Source organism: Curtobacterium sp. BRB10 (assembly GCF_031844325.1).
GTDB classification, from domain to species: Bacteria; Actinomycetota; Actinomycetes; order Actinomycetales; family Microbacteriaceae; genus Curtobacterium; species Curtobacterium poinsettiae_A.
Window position 1 is genome coordinate 1 of record NZ_JAUZVA010000004.1, and the last position, 23046, is coordinate 23046.

At 70.9% G+C, this 23046-nt stretch carries 20 protein-coding genes; 11 read left to right on the forward strand and 9 right to left on the reverse strand.

Annotated features, from left to right (window positions below; translation table 11 throughout):
* Positions 1–131: 131 nt before the first annotated feature.
* Positions 132–842 (reverse strand): hemolysin III family protein, encoded by a 711-nt coding sequence (locus Q9R26_RS09450; protein ID WP_247737514.1) that lies wholly within the window; start codon positions 840–842, stop codon positions 132–134.
* Between the two features lie 96 nt (positions 843–938).
* On the opposite strand from Q9R26_RS09450, the gene Q9R26_RS09455 reads away from it, so the two are divergent.
* From Q9R26_RS09455 to Q9R26_RS09465, 3 genes are all read left to right on the forward strand, one after another.
* On the forward strand, positions 939–1724 hold the full coding sequence (locus Q9R26_RS09455) for an isoprenyl transferase (RefSeq protein WP_311227132.1): 786 nt from the start codon (positions 939–941) through the stop codon (positions 1722–1724).
* A 123-nt stretch (positions 1725–1847) separates the two neighbouring features.
* Positions 1848–2957, forward strand: coding sequence for an aminotransferase class V-fold PLP-dependent enzyme (locus Q9R26_RS09460; RefSeq protein WP_110860697.1), 1110 nt, complete (start codon positions 1848–1850; stop codon positions 2955–2957).
* 505 nt (positions 2958–3462) lie between these two features.
* Positions 3463–4824 carry a PhoH family protein gene (locus Q9R26_RS09465; protein WP_182067150.1) on the forward strand — a complete coding sequence of 454 codons (1362 nt, stop codon included), beginning with the start codon at positions 3463–3465 and terminating at the stop codon, positions 4822–4824.
* A 93-nt stretch (positions 4825–4917) separates the two neighbouring features.
* Here the strand turns inward: Q9R26_RS09465 and Q9R26_RS09470 are convergent, their stop codons facing one another.
* The 5 genes from Q9R26_RS09470 to xseA all read right to left on the reverse strand — a co-directional run bounded on the left by Q9R26_RS09470 (position 4918) and on the right by xseA (position 9289).
* Positions 4918–6336 (reverse strand): class II fumarate hydratase, encoded by a 1419-nt coding sequence (locus Q9R26_RS09470; RefSeq protein ID WP_311227133.1) that lies wholly within the window; start codon positions 6334–6336, stop codon positions 4918–4920.
* Between the two features lie 97 nt (positions 6337–6433).
* Entirely contained in the window at positions 6434–7048 is a 615-nt protein-coding gene (locus Q9R26_RS09475; RefSeq protein ID WP_027464510.1) for a carbonic anhydrase, read from the reverse strand.
* 56 nt (positions 7049–7104) lie between these two features.
* Positions 7105–7740 carry a DUF4245 domain-containing protein gene (locus tag Q9R26_RS09480; RefSeq protein WP_311227134.1) on the reverse strand — a complete coding sequence of 212 codons (636 nt, stop codon included), beginning with the start codon at positions 7738–7740 and terminating at the stop codon, positions 7105–7107.
* Positions 7737–7982: an exodeoxyribonuclease VII small subunit gene (locus tag Q9R26_RS09485; protein ID WP_017886728.1), complete on the reverse strand. Its 246-nt coding sequence runs from the start codon at positions 7980–7982 to the stop codon at positions 7737–7739. Before Q9R26_RS09485 ends, Q9R26_RS09480 begins: the two co-directional genes overlap by 4 nt.
* Before the next feature lie 71 nt (positions 7983–8053).
* On the reverse strand, positions 8054–9289 hold the full coding sequence (gene xseA, locus Q9R26_RS09490) for an exodeoxyribonuclease VII large subunit (protein WP_111055645.1): 1236 nt from the start codon (positions 9287–9289) through the stop codon (positions 8054–8056).
* A gap of 126 nt (positions 9290–9415) precedes the next feature.
* On the opposite strand from xseA, the gene Q9R26_RS09495 reads away from it, so the two are divergent.
* Together Q9R26_RS09495 and Q9R26_RS09500 are read left to right on the forward strand one after the other, a co-directional pair.
* Positions 9416–10480 (forward strand): 4-hydroxy-3-methylbut-2-enyl diphosphate reductase, encoded by a 1065-nt coding sequence (locus tag Q9R26_RS09495; protein ID WP_371830610.1) that lies wholly within the window; start codon positions 9416–9418, stop codon positions 10478–10480.
* Entirely contained in the window at positions 10477–11223 is a 747-nt protein-coding gene (locus Q9R26_RS09500; protein ID WP_311227135.1) for a DUF6264 family protein, read from the forward strand. Before Q9R26_RS09495 ends, Q9R26_RS09500 begins: the two co-directional genes overlap by 4 nt.
* Before the next feature lie 187 nt (positions 11224–11410).
* Here Q9R26_RS09500 and Q9R26_RS09505 read toward each other — a convergent pair whose 3' ends face one another.
* Together Q9R26_RS09505 and fbaA are read right to left on the reverse strand one after the other, a co-directional pair.
* Positions 11411–12670 (reverse strand): M18 family aminopeptidase, encoded by a 1260-nt coding sequence (locus Q9R26_RS09505; RefSeq protein WP_311227136.1) that lies wholly within the window; start codon positions 12668–12670, stop codon positions 11411–11413.
* Positions 12671–12775: 105 nt separating this feature from the next.
* Positions 12776–13804: a class II fructose-bisphosphate aldolase gene (gene fbaA, locus Q9R26_RS09510; protein ID WP_209133631.1), complete on the reverse strand. Its 1029-nt coding sequence runs from the start codon at positions 13802–13804 to the stop codon at positions 12776–12778.
* A 219-nt stretch (positions 13805–14023) separates the two neighbouring features.
* On the opposite strand from fbaA, the gene glpX reads away from it, so the two are divergent.
* Positions 14024–15013 (forward strand): class II fructose-bisphosphatase, encoded by a 990-nt coding sequence (gene glpX / locus Q9R26_RS09515; protein ID WP_311227137.1) that lies wholly within the window; start codon positions 14024–14026, stop codon positions 15011–15013.
* Between the two features lie 167 nt (positions 15014–15180).
* On the opposite strand, the gene Q9R26_RS09520 is transcribed toward glpX, so the two are convergent.
* On the reverse strand, positions 15181–16443 hold the full coding sequence (locus tag Q9R26_RS09520; protein WP_311227138.1) for a DNA recombination protein RmuC: 1263 nt from the start codon (positions 16441–16443) through the stop codon (positions 15181–15183).
* A 190-nt stretch (positions 16444–16633) separates the two neighbouring features.
* Here Q9R26_RS09520 and iolC point away from each other — a divergent pair, with 190 nt between their 5' ends.
* From iolC to iolD, 5 genes are read left to right on the forward strand one after another with little or no spacing between them, the layout of a single operon-like run.
* Positions 16634–17689, forward strand: a complete 1056-nt coding sequence (gene iolC, locus Q9R26_RS09525; protein ID WP_311227139.1) for a 5-dehydro-2-deoxygluconokinase — start codon at positions 16634–16636, stop codon at positions 17687–17689.
* Complete coding sequence (locus Q9R26_RS09530) at positions 17682–18671, forward strand: class I fructose-bisphosphate aldolase (protein WP_035807563.1); 990 nt, start codon at positions 17682–17684, stop codon at positions 18669–18671. The genes iolC and Q9R26_RS09530 overlap by 8 nt, the downstream gene beginning before the upstream one ends.
* The gene (locus tag Q9R26_RS09535; RefSeq protein ID WP_182065189.1) at positions 18668–20179 is read left to right on the forward strand and encodes a CoA-acylating methylmalonate-semialdehyde dehydrogenase; all 1512 of its coding nucleotides are present in this window, start codon (positions 18668–18670) and stop codon (positions 20177–20179) included. The genes Q9R26_RS09530 and Q9R26_RS09535 overlap by 4 nt, the downstream gene beginning before the upstream one ends.
* 8 nt (positions 20180–20187) lie before the next feature.
* Positions 20188–21111 carry a 5-deoxy-glucuronate isomerase gene (gene iolB / locus Q9R26_RS09540; RefSeq protein ID WP_311227140.1) on the forward strand — a complete coding sequence of 308 codons (924 nt, stop codon included), beginning with the start codon at positions 20188–20190 and terminating at the stop codon, positions 21109–21111.
* 17 nt (positions 21112–21128) lie between these two features.
* On the forward strand, positions 21129–23018 hold the full coding sequence (gene iolD, locus Q9R26_RS09545) for a 3D-(3,5/4)-trihydroxycyclohexane-1,2-dione acylhydrolase (decyclizing) (protein WP_311227341.1): 1890 nt from the start codon (positions 21129–21131) through the stop codon (positions 23016–23018).
* The last annotated feature ends 28 nt before the right edge of the window (positions 23019–23046 follow it).

Consider the following 23046-nt stretch of genomic DNA (forward strand, 5'->3'; position numbering starts at 1 on the left):
GACCGGAACCAGGCGTACCGGGTCGAACCGGGCGTACCTGGTTGAACCGGGCGTACCTGGTCAGAAGTTCCTGGTGAGGACGCCCGGAACCACCAGGCATCGCACCCGTTCTGGGAAGGAACGTGCGACGGTCAGCGCACCGGGTCCAGCGCGACGATGAGCACGCCGACCCACTGCGCACCGAAGGCCACCACGGTCAGGGCGTGGAACACCTCGTGGAACCCGAACTGGGTCGGCACCGGGTTCGGGCGCTTGAAGCCGTAGACCAGCGCGCCGATGATGTACGCGACGCCACCGGACAGGATGAGCACGGTCATCGGGACGCTCGCCGCGAAGAACTGCGGCAGCAGCCCGAGGGCAGCGCACCCGAGCACCAGGTAGATCGGCACGTACAGCCAGCGGGGCGCGTTGATCCAGAGCACCCGGAACGCGATGCCGAGCGCGGCGCCCGACCACATCACCCAGAGCACGACGACCATGAGCGTGTGCGGCAGGGCGCAGATCGCGACGGGCGTGTAGGTGCCGGCGATGAGCAGCAGGATGTTGGTGTGGTCGATGCGCTTCAGCACGGCCTTCACCTTCGGCCCCCACGGGAACCGGTGGTAGGTCGCGGAGACGCCGAACATCGCCAACGACGTCGCCATGAACACGGCGCTGCCGACCTTCGCCGCGGTGCTGTCGGCGAGGGTGATCAGGACGACCCCCATCGCGATCGCGAACGGGAACGCGCCGAGGTGGATCCAGCCGCGCCAGGCCGGACGGGGTTCGGCGGTCGTGGTCGCCGACGCTTCTTCCGTGAACGGGACGTGGGGGAGTGTTCCGGTCTCGTGCTCGTCCTGCATGATCCCGACCATAGGGCCTGACCCCGAACGACAGCCACGTGTCCGGAGAGCGGGAGCCTCAGGGAGCGTGTGTCGGTGGTGCACTACGCTCGGTGCGTGACCGGGACGGCGGGATGGACAGGGCGAGGGATCCTCTACCGCGCCTACCAGCGCCGGGTCCGCCGCCAGCTCGATGGTGCAGCGAAGCCCAAGCACGTCGCCATGATCGTGGACGGCAACCGCCGCTGGGCGAAGCAGCTCGGGCTCGAGTCCGCCGCACACGGTCACCGTGCCGGCGCCGCGAAGATCCCGGAGTTCCTGACGTGGTGCGACGACCTCGGCATCGAGGTCGTGACGCTCTACCTGCTGTCCGCCGACAACCTGACGGGTCGTGGCGGCGAAGAGCTCGAGGAACTCGTCGGGATCATCGCCGACCTCGCCGGGGTCCTGGCCGACAACCGTGACTGGCGCGTGCAGCACGTCGGCTCGAACGAGGGGCTGCCGGACAACCTGGTGACCGCGCTCGAACGGGCCGAGCAGCGCACCGCCGGACGCACGGGGCTGCACGTCAACCTCGCCGTCGGGTACGGCGGTCGGCGTGAGATCGCGGACGCCATGCGCAGCATCGTGCAGGCGCACGGCGCCGGCGGCGGCACCATCGACACCCTGGCAGAGGTCCTGACGCCGGAGCTCATCGGCGACCACCTGTACACGCAGGGCCAGCCCGACCCCGACCTGGTGATCCGGACTTCGGGCGAGCAGCGGCTGTCCGACTTCATGCTGTGGCAGAGCGCGCACAGCGAGTTCTACTTCGTCGAGGCGTTCTACCCGGACCTGCGCGAGGTCGACTTCCTCCGGGCGGTCCGCGACTTCGGACTCCGGTCCCGTCGGTTCGGCGGCTGAGCACGGTCGGGCGCAGCCGGCTGCCGAACCACCAGCGACCAGCCACCTGCCGCACCGGGTTCGGCGGCGGAGCCGCGTCCCAGTAGGCTCTCAGGGTTCAACCCTGTGAAAGGTGCACCACCTGTGAACATCGACGAGTACGCCGCCGGCTTCTCCGAAGACCCCGGTTACCTCGACCACGCTGCGTTCGGCCCCGTGCAGACCGCCGTGCTCGAGGAGCAGCGTGTGCTCGGCACGATCCAGGCACACATGCGCTTCGGCGCGATGGAGACCCTCGACGAGCAGGACGCCCGCGTCCGCACCGTCGCCGCCCGCCTGGTCGGCCGCCGCGAGGACCAGGTCGTCTCGCAGGCCGCGACGACCCCGGGCCTGCTGCACACCGCCTTCGGCCTGACCGGTGGCGTGCTCGTGTCCGCCGACGAGTACCCGTCGCTGCCGCTCGCGCTGGCCAGCGCGGCCTCGGCCACCGGCGGACGGGTGCAGCCCGTCGTCATCGAGTCGGGTGCCGGCTGGGTGACCCCCGAGCTGATCCGTGAGCGCCTGACCGACGAGGTGACCGCCGTCGCGGTGTCCCTGGTCGACTGGCGTACCGGCTACCTGACCGACCTCGCCGCCATCCGCGAGGTCATCGGCGACCGCCTGCTCATCGTCGACGCGATCCAGGGCTTCGGCGTCGTCGACGCCCCGTACGAGGTCGCCGACGTGGTCGCCACCGGCGGGCAGAAGTGGCTGCACGCCGGGTGGGGCACCGGCTTCGTGGCGTTCAGCGATCGCGCCCTGAACCGGATCCGTCCGGCACTGTCCGGTCCGCACGGCACCTCCGGCTGGCCCACCGAGGTCCCGGCGGTGCGTCCGGGGGCCGCCGGCTTCCAGATGTCCCGCATCGACCCGGTCGCGCAGGCCCGGCTCGCGGTGTCGCTCGAGCGCCTCACCGCGGTCGGCGTCGCCGCCGTGCAGGAGCGTGTCACCGACCGCGTCGAGCGCGTGTTCGCGATCGCGGACGAGTTCGGGCTCGAGGTCGAGTCCAGCCGCGACCCGGCCGAGCGCGCCGGCATCGTCGTGCTCCGGCCGACGCAGGGTCGCGTGACGGCTCTGTCCGCCGCGATGCACAACCACGGCGTCACCGCGACCACGCGGCTCGGGGTCGCGCGGGTGTCCGTGTTCCCGTCGACCACCGACGAGACCCTGGACATGTTCCGCGACGCCTGCGTCTCGTACGCCACGATGCAGTAGCAGCGTCTCGTGCCGCCCGTCCGGGGCAGGCGAGCGGTCACGACACCCCGCTCACGTCCGCCGGGTGGTCACCACCTGTCGGCTGGCACCATCGCACCCGACAGTTCGTGGCCGGTCGGGGCGACCCGCGACGAGTCGCGACCAGCGGACGGACTGGAGGCGCGGTGCCAGGCCGCCACGGGCCTCCCGTCCGCGGCCGGCGAGCGGTCACCACATCCCGCTCACGTCCGCCGAGGGGTCACCACCTGTCGGCCGGAGCGGCCGCAGCCGACAGTTCGTGACCACTCGGCGTCACCGCCGCGCGAGGCTGCGCGAGCCACGCTCGCGTTGTTCACGCGACCGTAACTCCGGAAACCGCGTGTCGCTGGCGGGGTGTCGGGGGCCGGACGTACGTTGTCCCCATCGGGCACCGCGCCCGATCGAAGCGGCCACAGTCGGTGCTTCGGGACCCGCTCCGTGGCCGCGTTCGAGGACAGGACCGGGCCCGTCGCGGCCCGGGGATGGAGTGGTCGTGACCTCTCAGAACGTCTCTCGCGGAGCACAGCAGCAGCACACCGCGGACTCGTCCACATCGGTCGCCCAGCGCACGTACGTGCTCGACACATCGGTGCTCCTCAGCGATCCGCGGGCCTTGTTCCGCTTCGCCGAGCACGCCGTGGTCCTGCCCGTGGTGGTCGTCAGCGAACTCGAGTCGAAGCGCAACGACCCGGAGATCGGGTACTTCGCCCGGCAGGCCCTCCGGCTGCTCGACGAACTGCGCATCGAGCACGAGCGGCTCGACTTCCCGATCGCGATCGGCGACGGCGGCTCGTTCCGCGTCGAACTGAACCACTCCAACCAGTCCGTACTGCCGTCGGGCCTGCAGCTCGGCGACAACGACTCGCGCATCCTCGCCGTCGCGTCGAACCTGAAGAACGACGGACTCGACGTCGTCGTCGTGTCGAAGGACCTGCCGCTCCGGGTCAAGGCGTCGTCGATCGGCATGGCGGCCGAGGAGTACCGCGCCGAACTCGCCGTCGACTCGGGCTACACCGGCATCGCCGACCTGCAGGTCTCGGGCGAGCAGATGTCCGACCTGTACGAGAAGGAGGAGATCCGCTCCGCGAAGCTCGACGGGGTCCCGGTGAACACCGGGGTCGTCATCCACTCGGAGCGCGGATCGGCCCTCGGTCGTGTGCACGTCGCCGGCGCCGTCGCCCTGGTGCGCGGCGACCGCGAGGTCTTCGGACTCCGCGGACGCTCGGCCGAGCAGCGGCTCGCCATCGACGCCCTGCTCGACTCCGAGATCGGCATCGTCTCGCTCGGCGGCAGCGCCGGCACCGGCAAGTCGGCGCTCGCCCTGTGCGCCGGACTCGAGGCGGTGCTCGAACGGCAGCAGCACAAGAAGATCATGGTGTTCCGACCGCTGTACGCCGTGGGTGGGCAGGACCTCGGCTTCCTGCCCGGCGATGCCGGCGAGAAGATGAACCCGTGGGCGCAGGCCGTCTACGACACCCTCGGTTCGGTGGTGTCGGACAACGTGCTCGACGAAGTGGTCGAGCGCGGCCTGATCGAGGTGCTGCCCCTGACGCACATCCGCGGCCGCTCCCTGCACGACGCCTTCGTGATCGTCGACGAGGCGCAGTCGCTCGAACGGAACGTGCTGCTCACGATGCTCTCCCGCATCGGTCAGAACTCGCGGGTGGTGCTCACCCACGACGTCGCGCAGCGCGACAACCTGCGGGTCGGTCGGCACGACGGGATCGCGTCGGTCATCGAGCGGCTCAAGGGGCACCCGCTGTTCGCGCACGTCACGCTGACGCGTTCCGAACGCTCCGCGATCGCCGCCCTGGTCACCGACCTGCTGGACTCGCCGGACCTGGCGTGAGGCGGGTCGAGCCGGCTCCTGACTGAGGGGAGGCCCGGTGCCAGCTGGCACCGGGCCTCCCGTCCGTCGTGGGGGTGCGTCAGGAGCGTCCCGCTAGTTCGGGTGGGTCATGCTCAGGACGTCGAGCGCCTCGTCGAGCTGCGCCTCGGTGACGTCGCCGCGCTCGACGTGGCCGAGGGCCACGACGGCGTCGCGCACGGTGATGCCCTCGGCGACGGCGTACTTCGCGACCTTCGCCGCTGCCTCGTAGCCGATGACCCGGTTGAGCGGGGTGACGATCGACGGCGAGGACTCCGCGAACGCGCGAGCACGCTCGAGGTTCGCCTGCAGCCCGTCGATGGTCTTGTCCGCGAGCACCCGCGAGCTGTTCGCCAGCAGCCGGATCGACTCGAGCAGCGCCGTGCCCATCACCGGGATGGCGACGTTGAGCTCGAACGCACCCGAGGCACCGGCCCAGGCGATGGTGGCGTCGTTGCCGATGACCCGGGCGCCGACCATCAGGGTGGCCTCGGGGATCACCGGGTTCACCTTGCCGGGCATGATCGAGGAGCCGGGCTGCAGGTCGGGGATGTGCAGCTCGCCCAGGCCGGTGTTCGGACCGGAGCCCATCCAGCGCAGGTCGTTGTTGATCTTCGTCAGGCTGACGGCGAGCACCTTGAGCGCACCGGAGGCCTCGACCAGGGCGTCACGCGCCCCCTGCGCCTCGAAGTGGTCGACGGCCTCGGTGATCGGCAGGTCGGTGTCGCTCGCGAGCTGGGCGATGACCCGCTGCGGGAAGCCCTTCGGGGTGTTGATACCGGTCCCGACCGCGGTGCCGCCGAGCGGGACCTCTGCGACGCGGGGCAGCGTCGCCTGCACACGCTCGATGCCCAGGCGGATCTGGCGTGCGTAGCCGCCGAACTCCTGCCCGAGGGTGACGGGCGTGGCGTCCATCAGGTGCGTCCGGCCGGACTTCACGGCGTCGGCCCAGAGCGTGGCCTTCGCTTCGAGGGACTCGGCGAGGTGCTCGAGGGCGGGCACGAGGGTGCGGAGGAGCGCCTCGGTCACGGCGACGTGCACGGAGGTGGGGAAGACGTCGTTCGACGACTGCGAGGCGTTGACGTGGTCGTTCGGGTGCACCGCCGAACCCGCGATGTCGGACGCCAGTGTCGCGAGCACCTCGTTCATGTTCATGTTCGACGACGTGCCGCTGCCGGTCTGGTAGACGTCGACCGGGAACTGGTCGTGGTGCTGCCCCCCGATGATCAGGTCGGCCGCGCCCGCGATGGCGTCGGCGACGGCGGGTTCGACGATGCCGAGTGCACCGTTCACGACGGCCGCCGCACGCTTGATCCGTGCGAGCGCCACGATCTGCGCCGAGTCGAGCCCGGTGCCCGAGATGGGGAAGTTCTCGACGGCGCGCTGGGTCTGGGCACGGTAGAGCGCCGACTTCGGCACCCGTACCTCGCCCATCGTGTCGTGCTCGATGCGGAACTCGGTCGCAGCGGTGTCGTTCGCAGTGGTGTCGGTCACGTCGTCGTGGTCCTTCCTGGGGTGCTCGCCGGTCGCGGTCGCGCCGGCCCGTGCCTGCGCCCCGGGGTCGCCGGGGCGGTCGTCGGGGTCGGGTGGGTCAGACCTGGCCGACGACGGTGTCGATGGTGACTTCTCCGGTGGCGAGGTCGTACGTCGCCCCGACGACCGCCAATCTACCCTCGGCCACGGCGTCGGAGACCGCGCCGGAGCGCTCGATCACCTGGCGGAGGGTGGCTTCGAGGTGTGCGGCGCCGACGGCTTCCTGCGGGAGCTCGGCGTCGGTGAGCCGGACCTTCTCGACGCTCGGGGCGATCGCATCGACGAGGGCCTGCAGATGCGGGGCGGGGACGGGCTCACCGGAGCGCGCTGCCGCGACGGCACCGCACCGGGTGTGCCGGAGCACGACGACCAGGGGCGTGCCCAGGGCGACGACCGCGAACTCGATCGAGCCGAGCACGACGTCGTCGACGATCTGGCCGGCGTTGCGGATGGCGAACAGGTCACCGATGCCGGCGTCGAAGACGTGCTCGAACGGCACCCGCGAGTCCGAGCAGCCGAGGACGGTCGCGAACGGCGACTGCGATCCTTCGAGCTCGGTGCGGCGGTCCGGGTCCACGCGGCCCATCCGGCGCTTGTCGGCGGCGAATCGTGCGTTGCCGTCGACGAGCAGGCGCAGGGCGTCGGACGGGGTGGAGGCGGCGCGGTCGGGCATGGGGCTCCTCGGTTCGGGTGGGACGGGGTGGTGACTGACGGGGCGGTGCCCGTCGTCTACTCGGACAGTTCTCGGGAGACGGCGGTCGCGACGGTCCGGAAGGCCTTGTCGTCGGCGGTTCCGGAGAGCACGATCGTGTTCTTGCCGAACGTCGTGACGAGTGAGTAGGCGTGGTTGCCGGCGTCGGTGCCCTCGGCGCGGCGGTCGTAGACGATCCACTCCGTGTCACCGATCGTGCGGTCACCGGTGGACGGCCGCTGGTCGAGCTGGTTCGACACCCACGAGGCGTTGGCGTCGATGCCCTGCTGCACACCGAGGTACTGCTTGTCCGGCGTCACGAAGCCGACGGTCCAGACGTCCACGCCGTCGGTGGTCTTGCTCGCGAAGTCCGCGCGGTTGGCGCTGTAGCCGTCCGGCAGCGGCGGCGCGACCAGGGTGACGTCGTCGACGTTCGCCTTCGCCGCGATCTGCTGGTAGTCGACGGTGCGGTCCACGGTGGTGTCGGGCCGGACGACGACCGCCACCAGGAACAGCACGATGCCGAGCGAGGCGATGAGCGCGATGACCAGGTTGAACGCGGTCTGGTGCTGACGGCGGGCGGTCCGGGCGGCGTCCTTGCGAGCCCAGGTCTCCTCTGCCGTCTCGGGGCGACCGAGCTCGGCGACGATCGGGCGGCCGTTGGGGTCGGTCATCGCCCGGAGCCGTCCTGGGCGTCGCTGGCGGCACGGGCCGCGTCGAGCCGTGCGCGGGCGCCGACGAGCCACTCTTCGCACCGGGCGGCGAGGGCTTCGCCCCGCTCCCAGAGCGCCAGCGAACGCTCGAGGGTCGCGGAGCCCTGTTCGAGCTCGCTCACGACGCGCACGAGTTCGTCGCGGGCAGCTTCGTAGCTCAGCGACTGGACGTCGGTCTGCTCGGGTTCCTGCTGGGATGGCACGGGTCGATCCTACCGAGCGTCCACCGACGATCCGCCGCCCGGACCCAGGCTGTGGAGAACACCCGTGGTGGTCAGGAGCCGTCCGGGCCGGGGCCGTCCGGTTCGAGCGTGCCCGTGGCCGTGCCGGCACCGAGCGTGACGTGCACCGGCGTCGCTCCGGACAGGTCGTCCGTGCCGCGGACGACGCCCCCGTCGGCCCGCTGCACGATGGCGTACCCGCGGCGCAGGGTGTCGCGCGGTGAGAGTGCCCGGAGCCGAGCGGTCAGGTGCCCGACCTCGGAGTGCCCGCGCTCGAGCCGGCGGTCGAGCAGTTCGCGGGCACGGGACAGGTCGCGGGCGACCTCCTCCGCACGGGTGTCGACGAGCCACGCGGTCGACGCCAGAGCCGGGCGCGACCGCAGCGCGGCGAGCCGGTCGGCCTCGACCGACAGCGTGTGCGAGAGCCGGAGCCCGAGCCGGGCGCGGGCCGCCCGGACGTTGGCGAGCTCCTCGGCGACGTCGGGCACGACCCGCTTGGCGGCGTCCGTGGGGGTCGAGGCGCGCAGGTCGGCGACCTCGTCGAGGATCGGGCGGTCGGCTTCGTGCCCGATCGCCGAGACGATCGGGGTCGACGCAGCGGCCGCGGCACGGACGAGCCCTTCGTCGCTGAAGCCGAGCAGGTTCTGGAAGTCGCCGCCGCCACGGGCGATGATGATGACGTCGACCTCGGGGTCGGCGTCGAGCTCGAGGATCGCCGCCGTGACCTCGCCCACGGTCCGTTCGCCCTGCACCGCCGTGTGCACGGTGCGGAACTCCACCTGGGGCCACCGCAGCTGCGCGTTGCGCTTGACGTCCTTCTCGGCGTCGGAGTCCTTGCCGGTGATCAGGCCGATGCGGTGCGGCAGGAAGGGCAGACGCTGCTTGCGGGACGGGTCGAACAGCCCTTCCTCGGCGAGGGTGCGGCGGAGGCGCTCGAGGCGTTCGAGCAGGTCACCGAGCCCGACGTGCTTCATCTCGACGACCTGCATCGTCAGCGAGCCGCCCTTGACCCAGTAGTTCGGCTTGAGCGCGGCGACGACCCGGTCGCCCTGCTTGATGTCCGCCGGCACCCGGGAGCGCACGCTCGACCAGATGGAGAACGACACGGTGGCGTCCACCTCGACGTCCTTGAGCTTGCCGTACACGTTGCCCCCGGCGACGTTCCACTGCGTGATCTCGCCCTCGACCCAGGCGGTGCCGAGCCGGTCGATCCAGTCGCGGAGCTTCGCGCCGAGGAGCGCCACGGGCCACGGGTTGTCGGCCGTCGGCGGGCCCTGTTCGATCGCCATGTCGCTCCTCGTCCTGCTGGGACGTCCATCGTGCCCGAGACCGGTGACAGGGGACGGACGTCGTGTTCTCCACAGGCACTCCGCGCGCCCAGGTCGCGTGCGTGCCGCTCACCTATCATCGGGGACGTGACGATCACCAACGGCCACACGGTCCCGCTCGCCCCGCCGCGTGTGCACGCGGCACGGGGCAGACTGCGTGACGAACCGGTCGCCGGCCCCAAGAAGGTGCTGCTCGCGGCCCCCCGTGGTTACTGCGCCGGGGTGGACCGCGCGGTCGTGGCGGTCGAGAAGGCGTTGGAGCAGTACGGCGAGCCCGTCTACGTCCGCAAGCAGATCGTCCACAACGTGCACGTGGTGTCGACGCTCGAGCAGCGCGGTGCCGTCTTCGTCGACGACGTCGCAGAGGTCCCCCGGGGCTCGCACGTCGTCTTCAGCGCGCACGGTGTGTCGCCGGCCGTCGTCGCGGGTGCCGCCGAACGCGACCTGCACGCCATCGATGCCACCTGCCCCCTCGTCACCAAGGTCCACCGCGAAGCCACCCGGTTCGCCAAGGCCGAGCGCACCATCATCCTGATCGGCCACGCCGGCCACGAAGAGGTCGAGGGCACGATGGGGCACGCCCCGGACCGCACGATCCTGGTGAACGGCCCCGACGACGTCGCCGCACTGTCCGTCTCCGATCCGGACAACCTCGTCTGGCTGTCGCAGACCACGCTCAGCGTCGACGAGACGATGGAGACCGTGCGGCTGCTGCGCGAGAAGTTCCCGGCCATCCAGGACCCCCCGTCGGACGACATCTGCTACGCCACGCAGAACCGCCAGGTCGCGATCAAGAAGGTCGCGCCCGGTGCCGACCTGGTGATCGTCGTCGGCTCGGCGAACTCGTCGAACAGCGTCCGCCTGGTCGAGGTCGCGCTCGAGCACGGTGCCCGCGCCGCTCACCGTGTCGACTACGCGGAGGAGATCCAGCAGGAGTGGCTCGACGGTGTCGAGACGGTCGGCGTGACGAGCGGTGCGTCCGTGCCGGAAGAACTCGTGGCCGAGGTGCTCGAACAGCTCGCCGACGCCGGCTACGCCGCCGTCGAAGAGGTCGTCACCGCACACGAGGACCTGATGTTCTCGCTCCCCAAGGAGCTCCGCACCGACGCCTCGGGCAACCCGACGCGCGCGCTCGGCGGGCGTCGGGCATGAGCGGCTCGGACGGCTGGTCCTCGGTCCCGCGTCGCGACCCGGCGGACCACGGTGACGCCGGGGCTGGTGCCGGCCAGGAGGCCCGGGGTGCGTCCCCGACGGCGGCCGCCGGTCCCGCGAGCGGTCGGCCCCAGGGCCGTCCCGCCCCCGGGTACGGCGAGTACGCGCCCGAGGGCTGGGTGAACCCGGTCCTCGTCGAGCAGGAACGCCAGGAGCGGGAGCGTCAGGCACGGGAGCGGCAGGACCAGGCCCCCGCCACCGGCGTACGCGACGCTGCTCCGAGCGACCGCTCCGACGGCGACCGCACTGGTACGGATGCTCGCTCCGGCGCAGTCCCTGCCGGGGCGCAGCGGTCGATGGTCCGCAGCCGGTTCGGTCGCACACCGGCCGACTTCGTGCTCACCGTCGGGCTGCTCGCCTTCGGACTGGTCTCCGTGGTGCAGTCCCTCTCGGTGGGCGAGGTCGCCTCCACCGTGCGGCGCACCCTCGAGACCCAGTACACGGCGCTGAACGACCCGAGTGCCCTGAGCACGGCGGCCGCCATCGCCGCGATCACCAACGTGGTCGTGTTCGCCCTGGTTGCCTGGTGGTCCATCCGCCGGCTCCGGGCACGGAGGCGGACGTTCTGGGTGCCGCTGGTCGGAGCCGTCGTCGCCACGGCGATCAGCACGATCGCGTTCGTCGTCGTGGTCATGCAGGACCAGGCATTCGTCGACTTCATGCTGCGCCAGTCCGGCGCCTGACCGCCTGACCGCGGGGTTGTTCGCGCCGCCGGCCTCCGCGCGCCGAGTGGTCGCAACACGCCGCGGCCCCGCCGTCGAGTGGTCACGAAGTGTCGTCTGGCACCGACTCGACCGACACTTCGTGACCCCTCGGCCCTGCGCGTGCGGGGAGTCGTGACCACCCCAGCCAGCCGACGCCGGCCGGAGGTCAGCCGGCCAGGAAGGCGGCGACCGCTCCGTGCAGGGCGGCCAGGTCGTCGACGTGCACGAGCTCCCGGATCGAGTGCATCGACAGCAGTCCGACGCCGATGTCGATCGTCGGGATCCCGAGCCGGGTCGCCGCGATCGGGCCGATGGTCGAGCCGCCGGGGATCGTGTTCACGTTGACGAACGGCTGCCACGACACACCGGCGGTCTCGCACGCGGCTGCCCAGACGGCCTCGCCCTTCGCCTCGGTCATGTAGCGCTGGTTCGCGCTGATCTTCAGCAGCGGTCCGGCTCCCGGGCGCGGTCGGTTCGTCGGGTCGTGCTTCTCCGGCTGGTTCGGGTGCACCAGGTGCCCGGCGTCGCTCGACAGCAGCCACGACGCACGGAAGGCCCGGGCCGCTTCGGAGCGGGTGGCGCCGAGGCCCTCCTGCACACGGCCGAGGACGTCCTCGAGGAACGGACCACCGGCACCGGACGGCGTCGACGACCCGATCTCCTCGTGGTCGAACGCCCCGAACACCGGGATGTGGTCACCGTCGGTCGGCGCGTCGACGATGCCCCGGAGTCCGGCGTGCACGCTCGTCAGGTTGTCCATCCGGCCGGACGCCAGGAACTCGCGCTCGATGCCGATCCGGGCCGGCACCTGGGTGTCGGCGAGGAACAGGTCCCACGACACGGCGCCCTCGCCGAGCCGGGCGAGCAGCCACTCCACGACAGCGGTCCCACCGGCGTCGCCATCGACCCCGACGATCGGCAGGGTGTGGCGCTGGCGGTCGATCTCCTTGCCGTCGTTCACCCCGCGGTCGAGGTGGATCGCGAGGTTCGGGATGCGGGCGACGGCGTCGGTGCTGACGAGCCGCACGCTGCCGTCGGCGTCGACGACCCGGCCGGCGATCCGCAGGTCGCGGTCGAACCAGGTCGACAGGAGCGCGCCGCCGTAGACCTCGACGTTCAGCTGCTCCCAGCCGCCCGTGCGGACGCCGGGGTTCGGCTTCACGCGGAAGCCGGGGGAGTCGGTGTGGGCGCCGAGGATCCGGAACGGCGTCGTCGGGCCGGCACCGTCGGGCAGGCGCCACGCGATGACGGCGCCGTCGCGGACCACCACGTACGCACCGGACTCGGTCGGCCAGGCGTCGAGTTCGGACAGCTCGGTGAACCCGGCGGCGACGAGACGGTCACGGGTCGCCGCCGCCGCGTGGAACGCGGTGGGCGACTCGGTGACGAACTGGGCGAACTCGGAGGCGATGGCGTCGACGGTCACCCGTCCATCGTGGCACGCGGTGGAGACGACCCGACGCAGAACGGGGCGCGTCCGTCGGACGCACCCCGTTCCTCCAGGCCGGTGGACCCGACCCGACGGACCTGCTCAGCCCTGGGTGTTCCCGGCGGAGCCGAGGACCTTCGCGGCCTCGCCGACGCGAGCCGCCATGGCGGTCTCGGCGACCTTGCCCCAGGCGCGGGGGTCGTACTGCTTCTTGTTGCCGACCTCGCCGTCGATCTTCAGGACGCCCTCGTAGTTCCGGAACATCGAGTCGGCGATCGAGCGGGTGAACGCGTACTGCGTGTCCGTGTCGATGTTCATCTTGATGACGCCGTTGCGGACGGCCTCGTGGATCTCGTCGTCGGTCGAGCCGGAGCCGCCGTGGAAGACGAGGTCGAGGGGGTTCTCGCCGGTGCCGTGCTTCGCCGCGACCGACGCCTGGATCTCGCCGAGGAGCTCGGGGCGGAGCTTGACGTTGCCCGGCTTGTAGACGCCGTGCACGTTGCCGAAGGTGAGCGCCGCGATCCAGCGGCCCTTGTCACCCAGACCGAGTGCGTCGACGACCTTCTCGACGTCGTTCGGGGTGGTGTACAGCGCGTCGTTCGTGCCCTCGTGCTGGACGCCGTCCTCTTCGCCGCCGACGACGCCGATCTCGACCTCGAGGATCGCGTTGATGTTCCGCGTCTTCTCGATCATGGTCTTCGCGATCTCGATGTTCTCGTCGAGCGGCACGGCCGAACCGTCCCACATGTGCGACTGGAAGATCGGGTTGCGACCCTGCCGGACCTCTTCCTCGCTCGCCGCGATGAGCGGCAGGACGAAGCCGTCGAGGGCGTCCTTCGGGCAGTGGTCGGTGTGCAGCGCGACCGTGATGTCGTAGTTCTTGGCGACCTCGTGGGCGAACTTCGCCATCGCGAGTGCACCCGCTGCGCGGTTCTTGATGGTGTGGCCGGCGAAGTAGTCGGCACCGCCCGTCGTGACCTGGAGGATGCCGTCGGAACCGGCTTCCTGCAGGCCCTGGAGGACCGCGTTGATGGTCTGCGAGGAGGAGACGTTGACCGCGGGGTACGCGAACTTGCCCGCCTTCGCGCGTTCGATCATCTCGGCGTACTGTTCCGGCGTTGCGATGGGCACGTGGATCTCCTTCGACTTCGGTGATGTCCCCGCCGATCGTAGTCAGAAGCTCTGGGCCCCGACCGCCGGTTCCGGTGCGGCGCGCCAGCGGCGCACCGGCCGTGCCGGTTGGGGGAGGCGCGGTCCGGGTCACGCGGTCGGCTCACGTCCGGCGTGCACATGCGTGCACGGGCCCGGTGTCCGGACCGCGGGTCGGCCGCCGGTCGGTAGGCTCGGGTCGTGACTCCCACTACGGAAACCGGTGCCCTGTTCCTCCAGCCCGACCGCAACCTCGCGCTCGAGCTCGTGCGTGCGACGGAGGCCGCCGCGATCCGTGCGCAGCCGTGGGTCGGGCGGGGTGAGAAGAACCTCGCCGACGGTGCTGCGGTGGACGCGATGCGCAAGTTCCTCGGCACGGTGAACTTCGATGGCGTCGTCGTCATCGGTGAGGGCGAGAAGGACAACGCCCCGATGCTCTACAACGGCGAGCACGTCGGCAACGGGCACGGTCCGGCTTGCGACATCGCGGTCGACCCGATCGACGGCACCTCGCTCACCGCCGCCGGCCGCCAGAACGCCATCTCCGTCATGGCCGTCTCGGACCGCGGTTCGATGTACGACCCCTCCGCCGTCTTCTACATGGACAAGATCGCCGCCGGCCCCGAGGGTCGCGGTGTCCTGGACCTCGAGAAGCCGATCGGTGACAACATCCGCGCGCTGGCGAAGGCCAAGGGCAAGGACCTCGAGGACATGGTCGTCGCCGTGCTCGACCGTCCGCGCCACGACGAGCTGATCCGCGCCATCCGCGCGACCGGTGCCGGCACGCGACTGCTGCTCGACGGTGACGTCGCCGGTGGCATCGCCGCCGCCCTGCCCGGCTCGACCATCGACATGTGCGTCGGTGTCGGCGGCACCCCCGAGGGCATCATCACGGCGTGCGCGATCAAGGCGCTCGGCGGCGTGATCCTCGGCAAGCTCCAGCCGAAGGACGACGAGGAGCGCGAGCGCGCCATCGCCGCCGGCCACGACCTGGACAAGGTCCTCGACCAGGACGACCTGGTCACCGGTGACAACACGTTCTTCGTCGCCACCGGCGTCACCGACGGCGTCCTGGTCGACGGCGTGCGTCGTTCGCGCGGCGTCATCCACACCGACTCGCTCGTGCTCCGCTCGCGCTCGAACACGATCCGCCGCATCCAGGCGGACCACCGGGCGGAGAAGTGGTTCTGATCCGCACGCGGTCCTGATCGGCGCGGATCCGCGCTGCACCACTGCAACCCGTCCGGACCACGCGATCCCGTGGTTCGGACGGGTTTCCGTTGTGCCGTGCGGTGCGGCGCGGTGCGGCGCGCCGCTGCGCCGCTGCGCCGGACGTCGCGCTGCGCTGCGCTCCGCCGTCAGTCCTCGTCGACGGCGCCGACGAGCTCCGGGGCCGTGAGCAGCCGCGGCTCGTCCTCGATCGACGCCGGGTCCGCGATCACCTTCGACTCGTCGAGCAGCGACAACCGACGGGCACTCGGCAGGACCTGGCGTTCGAGCGACCCGACGAAGCGGTTGTAGTCGACGACGGAGCCCCGGATCGAGCGGCCGAGCTTGTCGACGTGCCCCGCCATCGTGGACAGCCGGCCGTAGAGCTCGCGGGAGACCTTGAAGAGCTCGTGCGCCTCTTGCGACACGACGTCCTGCTGCCACGAGAACGCCACGGTCTTCAGCACGGACCACAGGGTCACGGGTGAGGCGAGTGCGATGCGCTTGCGGAAGGCGTGGTCGAGCAGGCCGGGGTCGGCGGCGAGGGCGCTCGAGATGAGCGACTCGGACGGGATGAAGGCGACGGTGAGCTCGGGGGAGGCGTCGTAGCCGGTCCAGTACTCCCGTGCGGCGAGGGCGTCGACGTGCGCGCGGAGCGCCTTGACGTGCTGGGCGATGAGCTGGTCGCGTCGTGCTGCCTCGGCACCGGTGGCGGTCGCCGGGATCTCGGCTGCTTGCAGGTAGGCGCTGAACGGCACCTTGGCATCGACGGCGATGGTCTTGCCGCCGGGCAGGTGCACGACCATGTCCGGGCGGGCGGAGCCGACGGCGGTGGTGACAGAGGACTGCACGTCGAAGTCGACCCGTTCGAGCAGCCCGGCGGCCTCGACCACGTTGCGCAGCTGCGTCTCGCCCCAGACGCCGCGCGTGCTGTTCGACGACAGGGCGCTGGCCAGGGTGTCGGCGGTGGCGCGCAGGCGCTCTTCCGACTCGGCGGCCGACCGGAGCTGCGCCGACAGCGCGCCGTACTGCTCGCTCCGCGATTGTTCGAGCTCGGCGATCTTCGTGCGCATCACGTCGAGCGTCTGCGCCACGGGGCTGAGCGCCGAGAGCACCCTGGACTCGTTCTGGTTGCGCGCCGCGTCGACGCCGTGCATGCGCTGCACCAGGTGCTCGAGTTCGGCGGAGCGCCGTTCGAGCGAGTCGACCTGGCGGCGGTACTGCGTGTCCTGGGCATCGAGGCGTTCCTCGGCGTCGCGCCGGGCCGCCTCGAGCTGGCCGCGGAGCGCCTCGGCTGTCGCACGGGCCGACGCGGCGTCGACGCCCGCGCGCGAGCGGGCGAGCGACCAGGCGACGACCGCACCGACGGCGATGCCGATCACGAGACCGATGACCAGGGCGAGGATCTGCATGTCGCGACCCTGGCAGAACCCACTGACACCGCGCCTCCCGGCACTCCTGCGCGCCCCGCGGATCCGGCGTGACCAGCGCCGCGGGACCAACGTGACGGACCGCGGAATCCATGTCATGACATTAGGGCAAACAGGGTGTACAGTCGTGATCGTCCGCCGATGAAGCCGCACGGAAGGTCCACCGCGTCGCATGACGAACCACGCTCCCCACGCCTACGACGTGATCACGATGGGACGCGTCAGCGTCGACATCTACCCGCAGCAGACCGGCCCGCTCGAGGACGTCTCGACCTTCTCGAAGTCCGTCGGCGGCAGCGCCACGAACGTCGCCATCGCCGCTGCTCGCCACGGCGCGGACGCCGCGGTCATCACCCGGACGGGCAACGACCCCTTCGGCCGGTACATCGCCCGCACGCTGCCCGAGTACGGGGTCGCGAACGCGTTCGTCGAGACGGTGGAGGGGCTGAACACCCCCGTCGCCTTCTGCGAGATCTTCCCGCCGGACGACTTTCCGCTCTACTTCTACCGGGCCCCGAAGGCGCCGGACCTGATGATCACGGCGAAGTCCCTGCCGCTGCACGAGATCGAGCGCGCGAAGATCTTCTGGACCACGGTGACCGGCCTCAGCGAGGAGCCGAGCCGACAGGCGCACCACGTGGCGTACGAAGCCCGGTCCGCCGCGCAGAACAGCACGAAGACCCACACCGTGCTCGACCTGGACTACCGGTCGATGTTCTGGTCGAGCCCCGAGGCTGCGACGCGCGAGGTCGCGATCGCCCTCGAGCACGCCACCGTCGCCGTCGGCAACCGCGAGGAGTGCGAGGTGGCGGTGGGGGAGACCGACCCGGTCCGCGCCGCCGACGCCCTGCTCGACCGCGGCGTCGAGATCGCCATCGTCAAGCAGGGGCCGAAGGGCGTGCTGGCGAAGACCCGCGACGAGTTCGTCGAGTTCCGTCCGCACCACATCGACGTCGTGAACGGGCTCGGCTCGGGCGACGGCTTCGGCGGCGCGCTGACCCACGGCCTGCTGCAGGGCTGGAGCCTCGAGCGGATCCTGGCGTTCTGCAACGCCGCCGGCGCGATCGTCGCGACGCGGTTCGAGTGCTCGACGGCGATGCCGACGAGCGACGAGATCGAGCAGTTCCTGACCGACAACCCCGCCGAGGGCACGAATCACACGGGTGAGACGTACACGGGTGAGACGAACACTGGTGAGACGAACACCGAGGAGAAGACCCATGCCTGAGCTCAGCCCCGCTGACTTCCAGCGCCTCCGCGACATCCGTGCCGGCCAGCCCGACCTGGTGCGTGCCACGCTCGACGCCCGCCGCAAGCGCTCCCTGCTCGCCGACGACGGCAAGCTCTTCATCGTCGCCGCCGACCACCCCGCGCGCGGTGCGCTGGCGGTGCGCGACGACGAGTCCGCGATGGCTGACCGCTACGACCTGCTCGAGCGGCTCGTCACGGCCCTCGGCCGGCCGGGGGTCGACGGCGTGCTCGGCACCCCCGACATCCTCGAGGACCTCGCGCTGCTCGGCGCCCTCGACGGCAAGGTCGTCGTCGGGTCGATGAACCGCGGTGGACTCCGCGGCGCCACGTTCGAGATGGACGACCGGTACACGGCGTACTCGGCGCAGGCCATCAAGGACTCCGGGCTCGACTTCGCCAAGCTGCTGGTGCGCATCGCCCTGGAGGACTCGGGCACCGCGCCGACGCTCGAGGCCACGGCCCGCGCCGTCAGCGAGGCCGCGGCACTCCAGCTGCCGATCATGCTCGAGCCGTTCATGTCCGAGTGGCGGGACGGCCGGGTCGTCAACGACCTGTCGGCCGATGCCGTGATCACCTCGATGGCGATCGCTGCGGGGCTGGGCGAGTCCAGCGCTTACAGCTGGCTCAAGATCCCCGTCGTCGACGACATGGAGCGCGTGATGGCGGCGACGACGCTGCCGACGCTGCTGCTCGGCGGCGACCCGGCTTCGCGCCCGCTGGAGACGTACGCCAAGTGGGCTGACGCCCTGGCGCTTCCCGGCGTCCGCGGCCTGGTCGTCGGACGCACCCTGCTCTACCCCTCGGACGGCGACGTCGCCGCCGCCGTGGACGTGGCCGCCGGTCTCGTCCACAGCCAGGAGGCCCGGGGCGGGTTCTCCACAGATGCCCACGACCCAGCCGCTCGGCTCGCGGGCGCCACCACCATGGACTCGTCCATCTCGGAAGGAAGCAACGCATGACGCTCACCGACACGACCACCACCACGGTCGGGCACTGGATCGACGGCAGGCGCGTCGAATCCGCGTCGGGCAACACCGCCCCCGTGTACGACCCGGCGCTCGGCGTCGCGACGAAGCAGGTCGCCCTGGCCGACGAGTCCGAGATCCAGGCGGCCATCGGCAGCGCCAAGGCGGCGTTCCCGGCGTGGAGCAACCTGTCGCTGGCCAAGCGCCAGCAGATCCTGTTCTCGTTCCGCGAGATCCTGAACCGCGACAAGGCCGAGCTGGCCGAGATCATCACGAGCGAGCACGGCAAGGTCATCGACGACGCCCTGGGGGAGATCGCCCGTGGGCAAGAGGTCGTGGAACTCGCCACGAACATCCCGAGCCTGATGAAGGGCGAGTTCTCCGACCAGGTCTCGACCGGCATCGACGTCTACTCGATCCGCCAGCCGCTCGGCGTGGTGGGCATCATCAGCCCGTTCAACTTCCCGGCGATGGTGCCGCTCTGGTTCCTGCCGATCGCGATCGCCGCGGGCAACACCGTCGTGCTGAAGCCGAGCGAGAAGGACCCGTCGGCCGCCATCTGGCTCGCCGAGAAGTTCAAGGAGGCCGGGCTGCCCGACGGCGTCTTCAACGTGCTCAACGGCGACAAGCTGTCCGTCGACGGTCTGCTCACCAGCGACGACGTCGAGTCGATCTCGTTCGTCGGCTCCACGCCCATCGCGCAGTACGTGTACGAGACCGGCACGAAGCACGGCAAGCGCGTGCAGGCCCTCGGCGGTGCGAAGAACCACATGCTGGTCCTGCCCGACGCCGACCTCGACCTGGTCGCCGACAACGCGATCAACGCCGGCTTCGGTTCGGCCGGCGAACGCTGCATGGCGATCTCGGTCGTCGTCGCCGTCGAGCCGGTGGCGGACGAGCTCATCCAGAAGATCAAGGACCGCGCGGCGACCCTGCGCATCGGCGACGGTCGTCGCGGGTGCGACATGGGGCCGCTCGTCACGAAGCAGCACCGTGACAAGGTCGCCTCGTACATCGAGGTCGCAGAGCAGGACGGTGCGGTGGTTGTGGTGGACGGCCGCACCGTCCGACCCGACGGCGACGAGAACGGCTTCTGGTTGGGCCCGACGCTGATCGACCAGGTGCCCACCACCAGCCGCGTCTACACCGAGGAGATCTTCGGTCCGGTGCTGAGCGTCGTGCGGGTCGCCACCTACCAAGAGGGCCTCGAGCTCATCAACTCCGGCGCGTACGGCAACGGCACGGCCATCTTCACGAACGACGGTGGCGCCGCCCGGCGGTTCCAGCGCGACGTGCAGGTCGGCATGATCGGCATCAACGTCCCGATCCCGGTGCCGGTCGCCTACTACTCGTTCGGCGGCTGGAAGAACTCGCTGTTCGGTGACCACAAGGCCTACGGTGCCGACGGCGTGAGCTTCTTCACCCGTCAGAAGGCGATCACGAGCCGGTGGCTCGACCCGTCGCACGGCGGCATCAACCTCGGCTTCCCGTCGAACAACTGACCCGCAGCATGGCGAACGAACAGCACCAGCACGACCAGTGGTTCATCCCGGCGGGCTCCCGGCCCGAGGCAGGCTGGACCGACGTGGTCGACGGTCGCATCGAGGGGTGGGCGCACACCGGGCTCCGGACCGGCGCGCTGACCGACGGGGGCGAGTTGCGCCTCCCGGCCGACGCCGTGGAACGCATCATCGTGCCGCTCGCCGGGTCGTTCCACGTGGCCCACTCGGGCGATGCCGGCGACGGCGAGCAGGCCCTGCAGGGGCGTGGGAGCGTCTTCGACGGCCCCACCGACGTCCTGTACCTGGGCTCGGGGTCCGCGGCCACCATCACCGGCAGCGGGCGGTTCGCCGTCGCGGAAGCCCCCACCGACACCGTCGAGCCGACCACCTACGTGGCCCGGCCGGACGTGCCGGTGGAGCTCCGCGGCGCTGGGCAGTCGAGTCGTCAGGTGCACAACTTCGGCACGCCGGCCGCGCTCGACGCCGTCAAGTTCATCGTGTGCGAGGTCATCACGCCGGCTGGCAACTGGTCGTCGTACCCGCCGCACAAGCACGACACGAACGTGCCCGGGTCGGAGTCCAACCTCGAGGAGATCTACTACTACGAGGCAGCGGTGTCCCGCGGGCTCGAGTCGATCGCTCCCGAGGCCTCCGACCCGTTCGCCCTGCACCGCACGTACGCCTCGGACGACCGTGTCATCGACGAGTTCCGGCAGGTCCGGACCGGTGACATCGCCCTGGTGCCGTACGGCTGGCACGGCCCGGCGGTCGCCGCTCCGGGCTACGACATGTACTACCTCAACGTGATGGCCGGGCCGGACCCGGAGCGCGTCTGGAACATCACCGACGACCCGGCCCACGGGTGGGTCCGGCAGGCGTGGGCGTCGGAATCGATCGACCCACGACTGCCCTACGAAAGGAAGCAGGCGTGACCACCACCACGCGGAAGATGACCGTCGGCCAGGCACTCGTCGAGTTCCTGGCCAACCAGTGGACCGTCGACGGCGACGTCCGCGAACGCACCATCCCGGGGATCTTCGGCATCTTCGGGCACGGCAACGTCGCCGGGGTCGGTCAGGCGATCAAACAGCTCCACGTCGAGCAGCCCGGGTTGCTGCCGTACCACCAGGCCCGCAACGAGCAAGCCATGGTGCACGAGGCCGTCGGCTTCGCCCGCATGCACCGCCGCCGTGCGACCTACGCGTCAACGGCATCGGTGGGCCCGGGTGCCGCCAACATGCTGACCGCCGCGGCGCTGGCCACGACGAACCGGCTGCCGGCGCTGCTGCTGCCGTCGGACACCTTCGCCACGCGCACCACCGACCCGGTGCTCCAGCAGATCGAGCTGCCGCACGACACGTCGTTGCAGGTCACCGATGCCTTCCGGCCGCTGTCGCGCTACTTCGACCGCGTGGAGCGTCCGGAGCAGCTCTTCTCGATCGCCCTCGCCGCGATGCGGGTCCTGACCGACCCGGCCGAGACCGGTGCGGTGACGATCGCCCTGCCCGAGGACGTCCAGGCCGAGGAGTTCGACGTGCCCGTCGCGTTCCTGCAGCCGCGCGAGTGGCACATCCGCCGTCCGCTGCCCGAGCGCGGTCCGCTCGAGCGTGCGGTGGCCGCGATCCGTGCCGGCAAGCGTCCGGTCATCGTTGCCGGCGGCGGGGTGCTGTACTCCGACGCCGCCGACGAACTCCGCGCCTTCGTCGAGGCCACCGGGATCCCGGTCGGCACGTCGCAGGCCGGTGGCGGTTCCCTGGTCTGGGACCACCCGCAGTACCTCGGTGGGATCGGTGCGACCGGCACCGCGGCCGCCAACGCGATCGCCGCCCAGGCCGACGTCGTCATCGGGATCGGCACCCGCTACAGCGACTTCACCACGGCGTCGCGCACGGCGTTCCAGAACCCCGACGTCACGTTCGTCAACGTCAACGTGGCCGCGTTCGACGCCTACAAGCACGGTTCGCAGCTGCCGCTGATCGCGGACGCCCGGGAAGCCCTGGTCGCCCTGGCCGAGTCGCTCACGTCGGACACGGCGTACGTCGTCGAGCCCGGCTACGCGTCCGAGATCGCCTCGCTGAAGGCGGCGTGGGACGCCGCCGTCGACGGCGCGTTCGCGCCGTCCGGCGCGGATCTGCCCGGTCAGCCCGAGATCATCGGCGCCGTGCAGTCGGTGTCCGACCCGCGCGACGTCGTGATCCAGGCGGCGGGCTCGCTGCCCGGCGACCTGCACAAGCTCTGGCGGGTCCGGGACGAACTCGGGTACCACGTGGAGTACGCGTTCTCGTGCATGGGCTACGAGATCGCCGGCGGCATCGGCGTCCGACGCGGAGCTCCGGACCGCGACGCGATCGTGATGGTCGGTGACGGCAGCTACCTCATGCTGCACACCGAGCTCGTCACCGCCGTGGCCGAGGGGATCAAGATCATCGTCGTGCTCATCCAGAACCACGGGTACGCGTCGATCGGGCACCTGTCCGAGACCGTCGGCTCCGAGCGCTTCGGCACGAAGTACCGCTACCTCGACGAGACCGAGTCGTTCGAGAACGGCGAGCCCCTGCCCGTCGACCTCGCCGCCAACGCCCGCTCGTACGGCGTCGACGTCATCGAGGTGCAGCCCGGTCCGAACAGCATCGAGGACCTGAAGGCCGCGCTGCGTCAGGCGAAGGCGAACGACCACACCACCCTGGTGCACATCAACTCCGATCCGCTGGTCTACGCCCCCGAGGGCGACGGCTGGTGGGACGTGCCGGTCGCGCAGACCTCCACCCTCCCCAGCACCCAGGCCGCCCGAGCCGAGTACGAGCAGCAGGTCGCCACGCAGCGTCCGCTGCTCGGCTGAACCGTTCACGAGACAGAAAGCGACAGCG